Genomic DNA, 17787 nt, shown 5'->3' with positions numbered 1-17787 from the left:
TTAAGAGTTGGTCATCTTTTATTCTGGTGTTATACACTGCTTTTGAATTTCAGATTAGATTTAGTATCTGAATTATTAAATCTGACGGGATAAATGATTGTTTAATGTTGATTTGGCAAGATCTTCAAGTATCCTTTATGTAAACAAAACGTTAAATATCGAAAGTTAATTAACAATCATTAAGGAGTCGATGATGTTACATGCTCACGAAAATACCCTACATATTACCCACCTCAGTAACCACGCAGTTGAGGAGTTGTCACCGTCATTCTCTAAGCTTCCAAGCACAGAGCATGCGGATGGTCAGTTTCGATTGAGAAGGTACTCGGTGGTTCAATTCAGTAATGGACAAGTCGTAGAGCTAGACAAACATAACTTTGTTCAGTCTGAAGACATTAATCACTTTCAAGGTGACGTTGTTCGCCAATTCGAGCCAATTGAAGCACCAATCTTAAGCAGCGAAGGCATGCAAGAGATGTGTGAGCTGTTTATTGAAACCAATGGGCTTGAAGACGGACAAGAAATCGAAATCCACCAAATCCGCATCGCTGCCATTTTTGAAGAAACGCAGGTTGCACCAGAAGGTGTTCACCAAGATGGCTTCGACCACATCGCTTTAATTGGTGTTAACCGTCATAACATTGTAGGTGGCGAGATCATGCTGTACCAAGATTCACATGAAGCGCCATTCTTTAGAAAAGTGCTTGAAGATGGTGAAGTCGCAATGCTGGCCGACAGCAAGCTTTGGCACAACGCACAGCCGATTCGTACCATAGACCACGATGAGATGGGCTATATGGATGTGTTTGTTCTAACGGCTAAGGATGCGCGCAATGTCCTTCACTCTTAATGATGTGCGCCAGCAGTTTAGCGCGCTAGGCCAGTACCATAACGGCAAGCCGGTGACCTTTTTTGATGGGCCGGGTGGCTCTCAGGTTCCTGAAAATGTTTTAGCATCCATGACGGAATACCTCGGGCACTTTAATTCAAACCTAGGCGGTCATTACTTTTCTAGCCAAAAGACTACAAGCTTAATGCAGCAAGCGAGAGAAGCGGCACAAGCGCTACTCAATGCTGAGTCTTCTGGCAACGTTGTGTTCGGTGCGAACATGACATCTCTGACCTTCCAACTTAGCCGAGCGATCAGCCGCGATTGGAAAGAGGGCGATGAAGTTATCGTCACTGCGTTAGACCATTACTCAAATGTATCAAGCTGGCAGCAAGCCGCAGACGACAAAGGCGCGATTGTTCGCCAAGTTCGTGTAGACGAGTCGGATTGCAGCCTAGACATGGCGCACTTTGAGTCTCTGTTAAATGAGAAGACCAAGCTTGTTGCTGTGACGTTTGCTTCGAATACCACTGGCTCGATTGTTGATATGGCGAAAGTTATTGAGCTTGCACATCAGCACGGTGCGCAGGTTTATGTTGATGCTGTGCATTATGCTCCTCATCACTTGATCGATGTTCAACAACTGAATTGTGATTTCTTAGCGTGCTCAGCTTATAAGTTCTTCGGCCCGCATGTGGGTATTGCTTACATTGCACCTCAATGGCTGCATACGTTAAAGCCATACAAGGTAGAGCCTGCCACTAACATTGGCCCAGGCCGATTTGAAACAGGAACACAAAGTTTCGAAGGCCTAGCGGGTGTGATTGCGGCGGTGGATTACTTGGCACAGTTTGGTGAACCAACAGATTCACTGCGTTCTCGTTTAGAGCAAAGCTACGCGCTTTATAACAAGCATGAAAGCCAGTTGAGCGAGTACTTCCTAAAACGCTTGGGCGATCTGGAAGGGGCGAAGCTTTATGGTAAAACAGAGTTTGATTCGAACTTGAGAACGCCAACGTTCGCCATCACCTTTGATAATCACTCGCCAGAGTTCATCGCTAAGAAGTTAGGTGAGCACAATATCTGTGTGTGGAACGGACACTTCTACGCGCTAGGTTTGGTGAAGCAGTTGGGTGTAGAAGAGCAGGGCGTGGTGCGTATTGGTTGTATGCATTACAACTCGATTGAAGAGATCGACTTGCTGTTCAATGTGCTTGAAGGGATCTTGCGAAGCGACTAGCAGAAGTAATAAGCAATAAGGCACTAGCACTTAATAGCGACAGAATTAGAAAAGAGCATACTTCTCTCAAGAATATTGAGTAGGAAGTATGCTCTTTTTCGTTTCACCGCGCTTATTTAGTTAGCGCCAGTGACTTAATCAAGACAGCGATTCGACTAAGAAAGCTGCTCAACAATGGCGACACCCACTGCGTGTGCGCTGGTTGGGTTCTGGCCTGTAATGACTCGCTCATCAACAATCACAAGCTCTTGCCAAGGTTGAACCTTGTTGAAACGTGCTGCGCCACGAGCAAGCGACTCTTCCAGTAGGAATGGAATGTCGTTGATGGTGCCAAAGTCGATCTCTTCTTCACGTGTAAAGCCAGTCACCGATTTAGAGCTTAGTAGCTTCTCGCCGTTGCTCAGTACAATAGGAAGTAGGGCTGCAGGGCCGTGACATACTGCCGCGACAATACCACCATCTTCATAATGCTTTGCTGCGATGCTAGCGAATTGTTCGTTGGTTGCTAAGTCTGAAAGCAGACCAAAACCACCTGGGTAGAAGATAGCGTCGTAGCTTTCTGCATTGATTTGGCTTACTGGAATCGTGTTGTTAATGCGGTTTTGGAAATTATCATCCGCCAAGATATCAGCGTTAACTGTATCTCCCTCAATATCCGTTCCGTAGAGCGGGGCTTTGCCACCATTGATAGAAGCGATGTCGTATTCATATCCAGCAGCCATGATCTCTTTCAGAGCGTGGGTAAGTTCTGGAGCGTAAGTACCGTTCGCTTGGTCTGTATCGCCAAGTGTTGCGTGGTTAGTTACTGGAATTAGTATTTTTTTCATGATTCGTCCCTTTGAGCTGCTGTTTTTTTATTTAGGTGCTGACGCTTTTCGTTAAGCGCTGATGCTTTTCGTTAGGCGCTAGGTATCGCGCTGTTACTTAGCTATCGCCGTCTTGTTGTATCTAATACTAGTTCCAAACCAATTAGGTGATAATATGCGAAACAGGCAAAACATTGTTGCTATATAGCAAAGATAAAATGCGAGTAGACTAAGTATGGATAGCTTTGAAGGGATTAATGAATTTGTTGCGGTCGCCGAATGCCACGGCTTTTCAGCGGCCGCCAAGCAGTTAGGTTGCAGTACCAGCCATGTGAGTCGACAAGTTTCAAGGTTAGAAGAGAGAGTTGGGGTGGCTCTGCTTGCGCGTTCAACACGTATGGTTAGCCTGACTGAATCTGGTCACACTTATTACCAACAGTGCAAAGACTTGGTGATTGGGCTGCAACAAGCGAATGAACAAGTTACGTCTCAGCAAACTCAGCTTAGCGGTACTTTACGTGTTAGTGCTGCGGGCGCATTTGCAGAAAACCATGTCGCGGCAGCACTGATGGAATTTGCTAAAGATCACCCTGATCTGACTATTGAAATGAACTTCAACACCAAGATGGTTAACTTCATCGAGGATGGTATCGACTTCGCGATTCGTTATGGTCGATTAGACGATTCAGGACTGGTGGCAAGAAAGCTGGTTGATCGCCCGATGGCAGCGGCAGCAAGCAAAGATTACATTGCTGAGTTTGGTGCGCCAACGAACCCAGACCAACTCAAACTGCACAGCTGTATTATCGCCAACAGTGACCAATGGTTATTCGAGAAAGATGGAAAACCGCTAACTGCAGTCAGAGTTCATGGCCGTTGGAGAAGCAACAATTCAAGCGCGGTACTGAAAGCTTGCGAAGAGGGGCTTGGCATCGTTTATCTTCCTAAAAGCAGCTTCAATGGTGGCCTTAGCAATGGAAAACTCGTCCCTGTGTTAGAAGAGTATTGGGGAGCGGGCACAAGCAGCTGGATTGTTTATCAGAACCGTCGTTTTCTTCCGCAGAGAGCACGGTTAGCTATCGACTTCTTAGTTTCCTATTTCTCTGATTGGAATGAATAGCTCGTAGGTTTAAAGAATAGCTCGTAGATTTAAAAGAATAGTGCGCAGGTTTAAAAGAATAGCGAACAGGATTTGAAGTGGTAGTGAGCGGGTTCTTAGATCAGATTTAACCCAAAAATAGAAAAAGATAATAGTTACATTGGTATAGCTTATCTATTTCTGTTTTTTGACGCGAATAATGGGATTGAGATGCTTGTCTACTTTTACTAACTCGTGTTAGCGATTGAGTTGTAGAGAAGGCCGCAACAGTACGATATACTAGATGGTATATTAATGTCCCTAGCGCGTGATAGATTGTGTGGAAGCGTTGGCAGGATGTGTTGTTATGCTCCAGTTCGTGAAGTATAGCTATAATGCGGAGTTGGCAATGTCTTCAATAAATTTCGAATCCACGTACGGTGTAATAACTATTCAAGATATGAATGTGGTTAGTGTTGACGCTAATTATGCTCGCATCTATGGATACCAATCACCCGAAGAACTACTTTCCAATATAGATAGCTTTCTGGACCTCATTCCAGCAGAGTTTCATGTTCTTGCTTACCAAAACTACCTTGAAACCGTCAGCGGTCAACGCGACCCGAAAGGGCATACCTATACCAATGTTGATTGCAATGGTAGAGAGTTCACTGTGTTCTCTATCGACCATGTGACTGAATGGCAAGGTAGGCCAGCACTGCAAGTGACGGTTATCGATCTTTCTCCTGCGATTCAGTTACAAAACGTGGTGCGCGAGCAAGATAAAATGTACCACGATATGATCATGCAATCCGGTCAAGGCATTTTAGTTCATCGAGATTTTAAGCCGTTAATGGTCAATCAATCTTGGGTGAAACTTCAGGGCGGAGAGTCGATTGAGCAAGCCTTGAAGCTAGACTCTATCCTCGACTTGGTGCCGAAGCAAAATGTCGAAAGCATCTATCAACGCTATCAATCGGTGATTTCGGGTGAGCCTTCAGGCATGAGCAATGTGGTCGAGAATATAGGTTTAGATGGTGTTCATCGCTTCTTCAATATCTACGATAATGCGATCACTTGGAAAGGCCAGCCTGCGGTTCAGGTTGTGCTCGAAGACGTGACTCAGAAGGTGATGCTAGAAAGGCAACTGGTTCACCAAGCGAATTACGATGAAATGACGGATTTGCTTAACCGTAGGGCGATTTATGAGTGGCTGAGAGAACACCTTGTCTCTGAGACTCATCTCGTGTGTATGCTGCTTGATATCGATGACTTTAAATCGATCAATGATACCTACGGGCATATGGTCGGGGATGAGGTGATTTGCGCATTGGCTGATATTACCAAGCGTAATGTTGAGGCTGTGGGCGGTGTTGCAGGTCGATGGGGCGGTGAAGAGTTCATCGTATTTATCCCAAATGCGTCGCCTCAGGTTTCGCGTCAAGTCTCTGATCAGATCCGAGAGCAGTTTAATCAAACCGAATTTAAGATTGATGAGCACGTTCGCTTTAATGTGAGTGTGAGTATCGGTGTGAGTGATAGTCGAGCTTGTGAAGGAACGGTTTCTATCGATGCACTTGTGAACGTGACTGACCAATCCCTTTATCGTGCAAAAGCGGCTGGCAAGAATCGCGTGTGTGGCGATGTGGTCGCGCTTTAGATCTTGTTAGTAAGTAACACAGCTTTGTAATTAAAAATGCCCTGAAGTAATGAGCTTCAGGGCATTTTTCGTTTTGGCTATCAGCGACAGAGCGCTAACAATTAGAAGCGCTCAAGTTCTACAAATTATGCAGAAACTTCAACTTCATAAGAGCCAAATTTACGGATGTTAATCACGCCCGTATCTAAGATTAGGTATTGGCCTTTAATGCCTTGCAGCACACCAGATACCTCAGGGTTCTTATCAAAGTTGTGCGATACAATCTTCACTGGGTGCTGTTCAACTGGGTAGCTCAGTGAAGTGATGTTTTCACTTAGAATTTCGATTGCATCGTCACCAAATTTTGCTCTGATCTCTTGGATTTTATCCTCAACCAATGGCAACAGTTCTTTTGCTTTTTCGACCAATTCCATATCGTCGCCATCGCCTTTTAACAGCGTGCGCCAGTTGGTTTTGTCGGCGATGTGTTTTGCCAATTCAACTTCAATCAGGCCAGAAATCTGACGAGTTTTTACTTTCAAGATAGGTAGGCCTTGAGTCGCACCTTGGTCAATCCAACGTGTTGGGATTTGAGTGTGACGCGTGATACCAACCTTAAGACTAGATGTGTTCGATAGGTAAACGAAGTGATCAACCATGCAGTTCTCTTCACCCCATTGAGGCTCGCGACACGTGCCTTCATCGTAGTGACAAGTCTCTGGCTTCATGATGCACATGTCGCAGCTTGCTAGCTTTTTCATGCACACAAAACAGTGGCCTTGAGAGTAGCTCTTTTTGGTTTTCTTACCACATGAGCAGCAAAAAATGTTGCCAGTGTGAGTGAGGTTGATGGTTTTACCAATCAGAGGGTTTAGCTCTACAAACTCTTCGCCTACAGGCAAACGGTAGGTAACCGCGCCATCAAGGGAAGCACTCATCTTTTTGAGTGTTCCTTTTGCTAATAAAGACATGACATTACTCGTTGTATTTTGATTATTATTTCGTCGACTCGATTGCGCTGTGAGCAGGCAGTACGGTTAACGATGATTATGCGATGAGTATAACAAATAGAGCCTGTTTTTATACGCAATATTACTTGATTCTCGCCGTGAATAATCAACAGCAAATACATGCATAAAAATATAGTATGACATTTTGTTCGGGCGTGATATAACGTTTTTTAGTGATTTGTTGGTATTAAGATCACTAATTTATCTGACTTATTTTTTATCGTGAAATCCCAACTATAGGGACCTTAAGCCGGAAGCTTAGACGTGAAGTGGATCCATAAGATTGTTATCTTTCTCGTTATCGCAACGCTTGCCATTGTGCAGTATTACCGTGTGAGCGGAAATCGTGTGATAACAGCAATAACCCCTGATAAATATGAATTTATCGCGACCAGTGATCGAGTTGATAGGGGCGTCAGTACATCCCAATTATCCTACGAAAATGGGCAGTATATTCTCGACTGTGAACTTAAAGAGTCGGAGTATCCTTGGCCTTATTGCGGCCTGTCGATTCGTATCAACCCAGACATTACCGAAGGCCTTGATCTTTCCCAGTATCACACCTTTAGAGTGAATATTGATTATCATGCGGAAGCGGACTCTAGTGGCCGTTTGAGAACTTACTTACGCAACTACAATCCTGCTTATTCTGTTCCTGATGACGAGTACACACACAAGTATAACGGGATGGAGTTTTCTCCAGGAATCGATGGTGGTGTGATTGAGATTCCGATCAAAAACCTGCAAGTGATGACATGGTGGTTAGCCGATAATGATGTGGCGTTAGAGCACTCTGCGCCTGAATATTCGAACGTGAATATGGTCGAGTTTGCCACCGCATCCGGGGCGAAGTTAGGCCATCATCGAATTGTTATTCGCAGCATTGAGTTTGAAGGCTCGTATATCTCTGCGGAAAGCTTGTTCTTGATCTTGCTATTTATCTGGGTCGGCACGGGCACTGTGTTCTTACTTTCAGAATTACATCGCTCAAGAAAGCGTATGGTGATTGCCGAGAAGAGACACAACCACTTAAAGAACGTGAACCGAGCATTGAGAGAACAGAACTTTGAATTCTCTGAGAAAGCGCATCGTGATGAGCTAACGGGGATCCTCAATCGACACGCAGTTCGTGATTGGTTGAAGATGCAGTCGCAGCACGTGAAGCAAGGCCACGGTAAGCTCAGTATGCTTTATCTCGATATTGACTACTTCAAGAGTGTGAACGACAAATACGGACACCAAATGGGTGACCATATTCTGCGTGAATTCAGCATGGTCGTGGGCAGCTCTATCGGTGCGACTGACAAACTGGTGCGTTGGGGCGGTGAAGAGTTTATCGTTTTTTGCCCAGAGACCGAAGCCGGAGAGGCGCAGATAAAAGCCGAACGCATTCGATTATTGGTTAGCCAGCACCTTTGGGTTCATGGCGACCCGCTCACTTGCAGTATTGGTATCGCCGAGATGAAACAAGAGAGGGTGACTGAGACGATAGCTCGCGCCGATGAAGCGCTCTATCAAGCCAAACACTCAGGACGTAATCAGGTGATCTTGAGTCACTAATCTGCAAATTGTTTTGATTACTTAATAAGCCACACGTGCATATGTGACGTGTGGCGTTTTTATGGGCGCTATATGAGTTTACCCTCTAGAGCCTTTTGTTGGTTTGTTTGGATAACGTATTGAAATGATTTCCCTGTTCTTTAAATGCTTGCTTGGTGCGGCGGCGGTTTTATTGATTGCGCTGTTGTCAAAAAGTAAGAGCTTTTATATCTCTGGCCTTGTGCCGCTGTTTCCTACTTTTGCTTTGATTGCCCACTACATTGTCGGCACGGAACAAACCATGGTGGAATTGCGTACCACAGCACTGTTTGGCTTGTTTTCGCTTGTGCCATACGCCGCTTATCTTGGTGCGGTCTATGTATTTAGTTATCGCTACAACTTGGTGTCGACGTTGTCATTGGCAACAGTCGTGTGGGTTCTGTGTGCATCGATGTTGCTGTTGGGTTGGACGCGTCTAGTCCCAAGTGCAATCTAGTTCTGAGCGCAATTTAGTACCCAGTGCGATTTAGTCATTGGTGAGTTGGTTAGTTGGAATATTGGAAGGTTAGAGGTTAGAAACAAAAAAGGTGGCGAAGAGCCACCAAAAGGGAAAAGCGTTTTATTGTTTTTTTGGATGCCCGCTCAGTGTATGTTTCATGTTGAGCGGGCTTTTTATATTGGCTGAGTGGGGGAACTGCAGCCAGTTTAGGGGAGCATTTATTGCTTACCAGAAAATCCAAGCGAACAGTGTCAGTACTAGGATACAAACTAGGTTTAGTACCATACCGATTCGCATCATCTCTTTCTGCTTGATGTGACCAGAGGCAAACACAATTGCGTTTGGTGGTGTTGCAACAGGAAGCATGAAGGCACAAGACGCAGCTACAGCGATCAGTGCAGACAAGATAACTGGCGACATACCAAGTGCTTCAGCGATGGTTGCGAATACTGGCACCAGAAGTGCTGCACTGGCTGTGTTACTTGCGAATTCAGTCAGGAATACTACGAATGCAACTACCGCTAGAATCGTTAGCAGGACGCCTGCTGTTTCTAGGAAGCCACTCAGTGAGTGTGCTAGGAATACGCTGGTGCCTGTTGCTTTAAGAATGTTACTTAGACAGATACCGCCACCGAACAGGATTAATACACCCCAGTCTGTCGTCTTCTCAACATCTTTCCACTCAACCGCTCTAGAAGCGCCTAATAGTACAATCGCACCAATCGCTACCAAGCTGTCGAACTTAGAGAAGCCGCCGATCATTGCATTAATTGGCTTACCAAATATCCAAAGCGTAACCGTTAACAAGAAGATAGATAACGTGATTTTTTTGCTGTTCGTCCACTCTACCGGTGCATGGTCTAGCTCGAATTTGTGGTCAAGCTTAGGCTTTGTCATCACATAAAGGATGAACATCGCGATTGGCATCAAGATAAGCGAGATTGGAAGACCTAGCGCCATCCACTCAGTAAAGCTCAAACCCACTTCTGCAGCGGCGATTGCGTTTGGTGGGCTACCCACTAAGGTCGCGATACCACCAATCGATGCACAGTAAGCGATACCCAGCAGCACGAACACGTACGTGTTGCGGTCTTCACTTTGGTCAACTTTGTTCATGATGCCAAGAACAAGGGGAAGCATCATTGCAGTCGTTGCTGTGTTCGAAATCCACATCGACAAACCCGCACTCACACCGAATAACATGAACACCGCCACCGACATTCTGCCTTTGGCAATCAACAATACTTTGTCGGCAATCGCCTTATCGAGCTCTTGCTTGTTGAGCGCAGCAGCAAGGGCAAAACCACCCATAAATAGGAAGATGATTGGGTTCGAGAAGTTCGCCAATGCAGCCGATGTGTTGAACACACCAAACAACACGGCTAAGAGTGGAACGAGCAGAGCAGTAATGCTGACGTGAATTGCTTCGGTTAACCATAAAACGGCGACAAACACGAGAATACTCAGACCAGTATTGACTTGTGTTTCGAAAGGAAGGGTATTGATTAACAGAGCAAATAACATGAAATTACCAATTAATATCATGCTGTTGCGGGTGAACAACCAGTGTTTCAGTGTAGTAACAAGTGCCGTCATAAGACGCTCCTTTTGTTATCCTCGTTTTATTGGTGCACGACTTCATTGAGCCGTGCTTATTATTTTCGAGGTATATAGCTTGATGTAGGGTCAGACTTTGTTGGGAGAATGTTACTTAAGTTAATAAAGGCGTGTTGGTGTGTTTTTGTGTAACAGTGGGGAAATGTGAGGCAACAAATTCAAAATGTGTAGTTTTCTACACATCCGTCTCTGCTGGGTCTGCAATAGGGCTTGTTGTAGGATCTACAACAGGGTTTACAGAGGGGTCAGTCATAGGGTTCGGAATCGGAAATGATTCCGGTTTTGGACTCGGTTGAATAGGCTCTTTAGGTCCAAGGAACTTTGGCGTTGTCCCCATAATATACAAGTCTAAGAAGGCTTTGGAACGCGCAAAGACTTCACGTAAACGAATAGACGTGCCTGAATGATGAGTAGGGCCTGAAACCGCCAAACATTGTGCATGAATATCGTAAGAATTAGCGATAAACAGTGCTCTTTCACAGTGGAATTTCTGAGTGATGATCAGGAAGTTGTCAGTGTCGAAGATCTTTTTAGCGCGAACAATCGAGTCTAATGTTCTAAACCCTGCATAATCGAGATTAATACGTTCATCAGGCACACCGGCTTTCAGCAAATCTCGTTTCATCGTCCACGGCTCATTGTAAGAGCGGTGAGCGTTGTCACCACTTAACAGAAACTGGTCGACTTTTTCACGGTCGAAGAGCTCAATCGCGGCTTCAATTCGATACTTATAATAGTCGTTCAGTGTTCTGCCCAAATACTTGCTGGTGCCAAGTACCACCGCAACTTCAAGCTCAGGCACTTCATCAATATCGTAAATGATGCGGTCTTCTGCTTGCCATGAAACCCAATAATCGATCGCAATAACCGAAGCGCTGCCTACTAAGAACACGAGGAAAGCGCCATACAGAAAACCTTGCAGCTTTTTGTATGCTTTTAGTAAGTAGTTTCGGCAAATGTGAGAATTGAATTTCACTCTCGGCATAGTCCTTTGACTGAGCATTAATTTTTGAGTGCTCGATAATACCAAATAAAAATGAGAAAAATCAGTTAAAAAGACAAGACAGTGTAAAGAAAAAAGCCCCTGCGATTGCAGAGGCTCTTGTAAGAGTGCTATTTGAGAACAAGTACGCTCTATTAGAATGCAGTACGCTTGTAGCGACGGTAAACCGGCTGCCAGAAGTGCTGGTCAATCGCTTGCTGTAGCGCTTCTTCAGTGATCTCTAGTGCAACACCTTGTTCAATCGCTTTCTTACCAACAGCGAAAGCGATCTTCTTAGATACTGTGTGGATCTCTTCCAATGGTGGAAGTAGAGCGCCTGAACCGTTGATTGCTAGCGGAGAACATGTTGCAAGCGCGCGGCTCGATTCCATTAGCATTTCGTCAGTAATGCGTGAAGCGTTCACAGCCAGTACACCAAGGCCAATGCCAGGGAAGATGTAGCTGTTGTTACACTGAGCGATTGGGTAAGTAGTACCGTTGTGAACCACTGGCTCAAATGGGCTACCTGTTGCAACAAGCGCTTGGCCATCAGTCCAACGAATGATGTCGTTTGGCGTTGCTTCAACACGGCTAGTTGGGTTCGACAGTGGGAACACGATAGGGCGTTCGCAGTGAAGGTTCATCTCTTTGATAACTTCTTTGCTGAACAGACCCGGCGCACCAGATACACCAACCAATACTGTTGGTTTAGCGTGGCGAACAACGTCTAGTAGTGAGAAGCCAGTGCCATCGCTTTCCCAGTCTTTAGTATTTGCGTTGGTTTGAACTAGGCGCTGTTGGAAATCAAGCAAGTTCTGCATGCCTTCCTGTAGCAGACCCCAACGGTCAACCATGTAAACTTGAGAGCGTGCCTGTGCATCGCTGATACCTTCAGACACCATTTGAGCAATGATAGCTTCAGCAATACCACAACCCGCAGAACCTGCACCTAAGAAGGTGATGCGTTGGTCTGAAAGTTTGCTGTTTGCTGCTTTACATGCTGCAAGTAGAGAACCTACTGTTACTGCTGCTGTACCTTGGATATCATCGTTGAAACAACAGATGCGATCTTTGTAGCGCTCAAGCAGTGGCATTGCGTTCTTTTGTGCGAAATCTTCGAACTGAACTAGTGCATCAGGCCAACGACGCTGAACGGCTTGGATGAACTCTTCAACGAATGCATCGTAGTCAGCACCTGTGATACGAGGGTGACGCCAGCCCATGTACATTGGGTCGGCAAGACGTTGAGGGTTGTTTGTACCTACATCAAGAACGATTGGTAACATGTAAGCAGGGCTGATGCCGCCACATGCTGTGTACAGTGCTAGTTTACCGATTGGAATACCCATGCCACCGATACCTTGGTCTCCCAAACCAAGAATGCGCTCACCATCCGTAACCACGATAACTTTAACATTGTGGTTTGTCGCATTATTCAGTAGATCATCGATACGATCGCGGTTCGGGTAAGAGATAAACAGACCACGGCCACGACGGTAAATATTTGAGAAGTTCTCACATGCTGCGCCAACCGTTGGCGTGTAAATGATAGGCATCATTTCAGAAATGTGGTTTTGAACTAAACGATAAAAAAGCGTTTCATTAGTGTCTTGGATGTTACGAAGGTAGATATGCTTATCCATATCACTTTCGAAGTTACAATATTGTTTGTATGCACGTCCTACTTGCTCTTGGATTGTTTCGGTTGTTTCCGGTAACAAACCTTCAAGGTTGAAAGAACTGCGCTCTTCAGCAGAGAATGCGCTGCCTTTGTTTAAAAGAGGGGTACTAAGTAGAGCAGGACCAGCATAAGGGATATATAGAGGGCGTTTATCGTTGTTCATTGGATGCCTAATATGGGAGAAAGGGTAACTGAAAAATGATAACGGTTTAGTTATTCAATTGTAAATAGTTTCCCTCCGATCTTAGCAAACAAAATGATATTCTTACCCTTGTCCCACACTTATCGAATTTGAACGCCATAATTCGTTATACTTTGCTCACACTTTTTCGCGACGCTTCCTTTTTATGTCTCTACTTCCCATCGATTCTTATCAAAATGTTTTCCATGAACAGATCGCCCATTCTCATCTTGTTGTCGAAGCCGAAACCGGTTCGGGCAAATCAACGCGCTTGCCAATTTGGGCATCTCAACATGGGCGTGTTTTGGTGGTGGAGCCGAGAAGAATTGCGTGTACATCACTTGCGAAATATTTAGCGCAGCAATCAGGTGAAAAGCTGGGTTCAAAGGTTGGTTATGCTATTAAGCTCGAGTCGGAATACAACGATGAAACAGACGTTGTGTTTGTGACTCCCGGTATCGCGCTGCGTTGGTTGTCAGAAGATGGGCTCTCTGGCTTCGATGTGATTGTGGTCGATGAATTCCACGAGAGACGTTGGGACATCGACTTGCTGGTGGCGATCCTAAAGAAAAAAGCGAGTCATCGTTTAGTCATCACATCGGCAACCATTGAGGGTGAGCGCCTTGCTGATTATTTGGAAGCGAATCGAATCAGTTGTGAAGGGCGAACTTATCAGGTCGAGATTGAACACAGAGCGAATGAATCCAGAGCTCTGCCGGATAGTCGACATCTAGAGCAGCGTATCGCTGAAGAGGTGAATCACCAACTGATTGCGTCACATGGCGATATCTTGGTTTTTCTGCCGGGTAAAAAAGAGATTGTGCAATGTGAACAAGCCTTGGCAAAGAATCCAGATATCCAAGTCGTTAAATTGCATGCCTCGGTAAGTGATAAAGAGCGAGATCTCGCATTGTCTGGTCGTAAAATTGGCAACAGCGAAGATGGCAATAGAGACGATGGCTGCGGTTTACGAAAAGTCATTCTTGCTACCAACGTAGCAGAAACCTCATTAACCATTCCTGATATTGGTGTGGTGATAGATTCCGGATTAGAAAGACGCACCGTTCAACGCAACGGCAGAACCACCTTGATGTTGAAATCCATATCACGCGCTAGTGCCAAACAACGCGCTGGCCGTGCGGGTAGGGTAATGGATGGTGTTTGTGTTCGTTTGTATGGCGAACATGCGGCGTTAGAGTTGGTGACGCCTCCTGAATTACAACGAGAAGAGCTAACAGAACCTATGTTGGCGGCGGCATGTTGTAGTGCGACTCTTGAGAGTTTATCTTTCCTCGATCCAATGCCTGAGAAGTCGCTAAACAGCGCAACTCAAACCTTGCTGACGATGGAAGCGATTAACGCCGACCATCAAATTACCGAGCATGGCAAGAAGTTGTATCCGCTGCCGATTGATGCTTTGTATGCCGACATTGTTACCCGAATTAAAACCAAAGCACTAAAAGAGGCGATGGTCGATCTCACCGCTGCATTGTCTGTGCCTGCTCGGTTATATCAGTTACCAAACAATGCAGAACATTTGGAAGCGCTCGCACAACAAGAGAAAGAAGGGTGTGATTTATCCCTGTTAATTCAGATTGTTCGCGGTCGTGATTATCCGCATCTTGAAATCGACCAACAGGCTTTGAATGAAGCCCAAGGTTTGGCGAAGCAAATGCGAGAAGTGTTTGAGCTTCCTCAGTTAGAGGTTGCCTCTCGCTATCAACGTACCGCGCTACTTGAAACTATTATTCAGCTGCATCCTGAGTTGGTGTTTGTTCGCCGACTGAAAAGGAAAGAAGCGTTTGCCAATGGGATGTTAGAAGTCGTACTCGGTCGCCAGAATCGTTTCCCTGAGAATGCGCAAGCGATGTTGGTGTTGGACACTCACAGCTTACCGGGGCGAGGTGTGAAGCAAACACTTACCTTAGCGACGACCACTGCGCCTGTTCCTTTAGAACTCGTTGTTGAAGCAGAATTAGGTGAATGGCAGCAAGGTGACACCGTGGTCAATGACGAGGGCGTGTTCACCGAAATGGCATTGGTTTACGCTGGCCGATCGATTACGACTAAGCTGGTGGCCGCAGAAGGTCAGTTGTCTTTGAAGCCTATCGTTGATCTCGTGGTAAGTGGTGCTCAACTTCCTGGCTTTGCAGAGGCTCGCACTCAAGAGATTAAGCATTGGCAGCTTTACGTGAAACTTGGGCTGGATGAGCAGACTCAATTTACACCAGAGATCGAACAATTGAGCTTTGAACTATGGTTTATAGAGCAACTGGAAGTGTTAGGGGTGACGGATGTCAGTGAGCTGGAAATGTTCGAACATGACGATATTCCCTTTGATGGTATACCTACTTGGCTGTATAACGAGTTCTCGGAAAAATACCCGTTTTCATTGTGCCTTGCCGACTTGCAACTTGAGGTGGAATACCTGACTGGAAGGAAGTTGATTTACGTTCATTATCAATCGGGTAGTCGGAAGTTATCACCAAAACGCTGGGAGCTACCCACATGGTCTGGGTGGCGTATTCAGTATAAAAAAGCGAGCCGAATAATTGATATAAAATAGATGGATAAGTTTTATCTCTAAAATATTAATCAAATAGGCGCATATATTATTTTTCAGTGCTTATTATGTTACGGATTTGATTTTTATATGCCTTTTTAACCAATCAAAAGGTCATAAAAGACTATTCTTCTATATCCTATTGCTATAAAGAAAAAGTTGATAGATATTGAGTATATTGTGTTGCCAAAGTGTCGGGGGACATCATGGATAAACAGAAAGAGACGCGTGTAGAGTTTGATTACACAACATTTCTTGGCGCCTCATGCAGTAAAAAATGGACTTTTCTGGAAGCACTTACCACAATTGCGCCAGTGTTCAGTACCGTCTGGCGAGATAGCATTAAAGAGCTGGGCACCCCAGAGGATCGCTTATGGCAGATGGCATTGAAATCAATGTCGACACGTAAAAGCGATGAATCAAATATTGTTACTTTGCTGAAGCTTGCCAAGCTTGAAGGTATCAATGAACTCAAGGTGGTTATGCCATATTCTCTTGAAGAAGAGCAGATCGAGTACATCGAATCGCGCAGTCATTTAGTGATTGCAGGTAATACTGGAGAAGAGTTTACGATCAAACTGTAATCTCTCAGTATCGCTTAGAGCTTAGAGCTTAGAGCTTAGAGCTTTGGATACAGATAAAAGCTTATTAAAAACGTACATGTAAAAAGGGCCTCAATATTGAGTAATGCCAGTCAGTTAAGCTGACTGGCATTTTTTCTGTTCGTTGCATATTTTTTGGGTTTCAGTTTCACCCAACGAGGGTAACTTCTATCTTCTCTTCGAGGTGGCAGGGTAAACATGGATATTTGCTTGAGTAAGACTTCATAATGTTTAGGAAGTTTTCCAGGACTCGTTAAAGGTAAAGCCGCGAAGTATTGAGTCACAGCCATAGCACTACTCGTAAAGCTTAATTGATTTGGCCAAACGCTATCTAATTGACTCGCAGCCTTTGTCATGACTTGTCTTATAAGGTTATAGGCGAGCAAAATTCCCCAGAGCTCCTGCTTGACCATATCTGGGCGCTTACTGCGTAATGTATACTCACTATCAAGCAAGGTTTGCTTCATTTCCCGATAGCCTAATTCGATTTCCCAACGATAGCGATAAAGCTCTACGATGTCTTCACCAGGAAAGCGCAACCCATCACGCATTGATGTAAGCACCTGATATGTCTTTCCTTTGATAATTTTCGACACTAACCTTGCTTCTATTGTCTCAGGGAGATCACTGAACTTCTTTCTTGCCTGATGTGTCGTTTTTATATCAACGATAGCGTCACTCTGACTGTATTTATGAACGACTTCATACTGGAAGTCTTTTTTCACAGGGAGCATCCAATGCCTTTCTTTGCCTACCTTATTCCAGCGATTAAGTAGCCCTAGAGAGTAGTATCCTTTGTCAAAAATAGTCAACGAATGATCGGGGGTTTGTTCAATGAGTTCTTCTGCAAGGCGCATTTCGCTGGTGCGATAGTCAGAGAATGTACTATCGATTAGTTGATGACTTGTAAGCTCCATCAAGCAAACCATACGTACCTTAGGGTAAATATTCTCAGATGATTGATTGCTTTGTGCTTTAAACTCTTGATGATTTTCAGGTGTATCTGTCGTTCTCCAAACGACACCATCGACGGATAGAAGGTTTAGTCCACACCAAGTTTCGAAGTTAGACGATTGATAGCTATGCGCAGCCATCTTCTTAAAGACTTGCTTAACACCTTCTTCGCCTAATCTCTGTCTCGCTTGAACAACAGCACTTGGGGCAACAAAGCGCTGTTTGTCTGGCAAAACAATATCGAGTTGGTTAGCGATATCCCAAACAGATTGTTGACGAAAGAGACTCATTCCAACAACGGACCAAAGTACAGCCTCCAAAGGTAACCGTCTTCTTCTAACGGTTGCGACGCCAGCTTGCTCAAAACCCTGCTGGATAAGCTCTGGACTAAGAATTTCAGAGTATTTTTCAAAGTGGTGGAAGGTATTACACGACTGAAAAGTATTGGCAAGTTGGCTTTCTAAAGACATAAAAAAATCCGATATTAGTTTCCTAATATCGGATTCTGAAGCCTTTTGAGGATCGGTCAAATGATCTCACAAATTTCTTAACTGATCGGCATTACTC

At 44.9% G+C, this 17787-nt stretch carries 14 protein-coding genes; 8 read left to right on the top strand and 6 right to left on the bottom strand.

The genetic code is table 11. The features are described from left to right. The first annotated feature begins 193 nt into the window (after window positions 1-193). Together L0992_09765 and L0992_09760 are read left to right on the top strand one after the other, a co-directional pair. Window positions 194-850 carry a 2OG-Fe dioxygenase family protein gene (locus tag L0992_09765; GenBank protein ID XGB66009.1) on the top strand — a complete coding sequence of 219 codons (657 nt, stop codon included), beginning with the start codon at window positions 194-196 and terminating at the stop codon, window positions 848-850. After that, window positions 834-2069, top strand: a complete 1236-nt coding sequence (locus L0992_09760; protein XGB66008.1) for a cysteine desulfurase-like protein — start codon at window positions 834-836, stop codon at window positions 2067-2069. Before L0992_09765 ends, L0992_09760 begins: the two co-directional genes overlap by 17 nt. A 155-nt stretch (window positions 2070-2224) precedes the next feature. Here L0992_09760 and L0992_09755 read toward each other — a convergent pair whose 3' ends face one another. Continuing rightward, window positions 2225-2896: a type 1 glutamine amidotransferase domain-containing protein gene (locus tag L0992_09755; protein XGB66007.1), complete on the bottom strand. Its 672-nt coding sequence runs from the start codon at window positions 2894-2896 to the stop codon at window positions 2225-2227. Window positions 2897-3110: 214 nt separating this feature from the next. On the opposite strand from L0992_09755, the gene L0992_09750 reads away from it, so the two are divergent. Further along, window positions 3111-3995: a LysR family transcriptional regulator gene (locus tag L0992_09750; protein XGB66006.1), complete on the top strand. Its 885-nt coding sequence runs from the start codon at window positions 3111-3113 to the stop codon at window positions 3993-3995. Between the two features lie 325 nt (window positions 3996-4320). Continuing rightward, window positions 4321-5613, top strand: coding sequence for a sensor domain-containing diguanylate cyclase (locus L0992_09745; GenBank protein ID XGB66005.1), 1293 nt, complete (start codon window positions 4321-4323; stop codon window positions 5611-5613). Between the two features lie 125 nt (window positions 5614-5738). Here L0992_09745 and L0992_09740 read toward each other — a convergent pair whose 3' ends face one another. After that, on the bottom strand, window positions 5739-6563 hold the full coding sequence (locus L0992_09740; GenBank protein XGB66004.1) for a DUF2797 domain-containing protein: 825 nt from the start codon (window positions 6561-6563) through the stop codon (window positions 5739-5741). A 303-nt stretch (window positions 6564-6866) separates the two neighbouring features. Between L0992_09740 and L0992_09735 the strand changes: the two genes are divergently transcribed. Both L0992_09735 and L0992_09730 read left to right on the top strand, forming a co-directional pair. After that, window positions 6867-8162: a GGDEF domain-containing protein gene (locus L0992_09735; protein ID XGB66003.1), complete on the top strand. Its 1296-nt coding sequence runs from the start codon at window positions 6867-6869 to the stop codon at window positions 8160-8162. Window positions 8163-8286: 124 nt separating this feature from the next. After that, window positions 8287-8637 carry a GlpM family protein gene (locus L0992_09730; protein XGB66002.1) on the top strand — a complete coding sequence of 117 codons (351 nt, stop codon included), beginning with the start codon at window positions 8287-8289 and terminating at the stop codon, window positions 8635-8637. 228 nt (window positions 8638-8865) lie between these two features. Here L0992_09730 and L0992_09725 read toward each other — a convergent pair whose 3' ends face one another. From L0992_09725 to L0992_09715, 3 genes are all read right to left on the bottom strand, one after another. Further along, window positions 8866-10236, bottom strand: a complete 1371-nt coding sequence (locus L0992_09725) for a DASS family sodium-coupled anion symporter (GenBank protein XGB66001.1) — start codon at window positions 10234-10236, stop codon at window positions 8866-8868. 196 nt (window positions 10237-10432) lie between these two features. Next, window positions 10433-11233, bottom strand: a complete 801-nt coding sequence (locus L0992_09720) for a YdcF family protein (protein ID XGB66000.1) — start codon at window positions 11231-11233, stop codon at window positions 10433-10435. Window positions 11234-11394: 161 nt separating this feature from the next. Continuing rightward, window positions 11395-13083, bottom strand: a complete 1689-nt coding sequence (locus L0992_09715; GenBank protein XGB65999.1) for an NAD-dependent malic enzyme — start codon at window positions 13081-13083, stop codon at window positions 11395-11397. Between the two features lie 184 nt (window positions 13084-13267). On the opposite strand from L0992_09715, the gene L0992_09710 reads away from it, so the two are divergent. Together L0992_09710 and L0992_09705 are read left to right on the top strand one after the other, a co-directional pair. Next, window positions 13268-15667, top strand: coding sequence for a DEAD/DEAH box helicase (locus tag L0992_09710; GenBank protein XGB65998.1), 2400 nt, complete (start codon window positions 13268-13270; stop codon window positions 15665-15667). Between the two features lie 203 nt (window positions 15668-15870). Continuing rightward, entirely contained in the window at window positions 15871-16248 is a 378-nt protein-coding gene (locus L0992_09705) for a transporter (protein ID XGB65997.1), read from the top strand. A gap of 110 nt (window positions 16249-16358) precedes the next feature. Here the strand turns inward: L0992_09705 and L0992_09700 are convergent, their stop codons facing one another. Continuing rightward, window positions 16359-17690 carry an IS4 family transposase gene (locus L0992_09700; GenBank protein ID XGB65996.1) on the bottom strand — a complete coding sequence of 444 codons (1332 nt, stop codon included), beginning with the start codon at window positions 17688-17690 and terminating at the stop codon, window positions 16359-16361. Window positions 17691-17787: the final 97 nt, after the last annotated feature.

The sequence above is a fragment of the Vibrio pomeroyi genome (assembly GCA_041879425.1).
GTDB lineage: Bacteria > Pseudomonadota > Gammaproteobacteria > Enterobacterales > Vibrionaceae > Vibrio > Vibrio pomeroyi_A.
The sequence above is the reverse complement of the archived record's forward strand: the minus strand, read 5'-3'. Positions and strand labels throughout refer to the sequence as shown.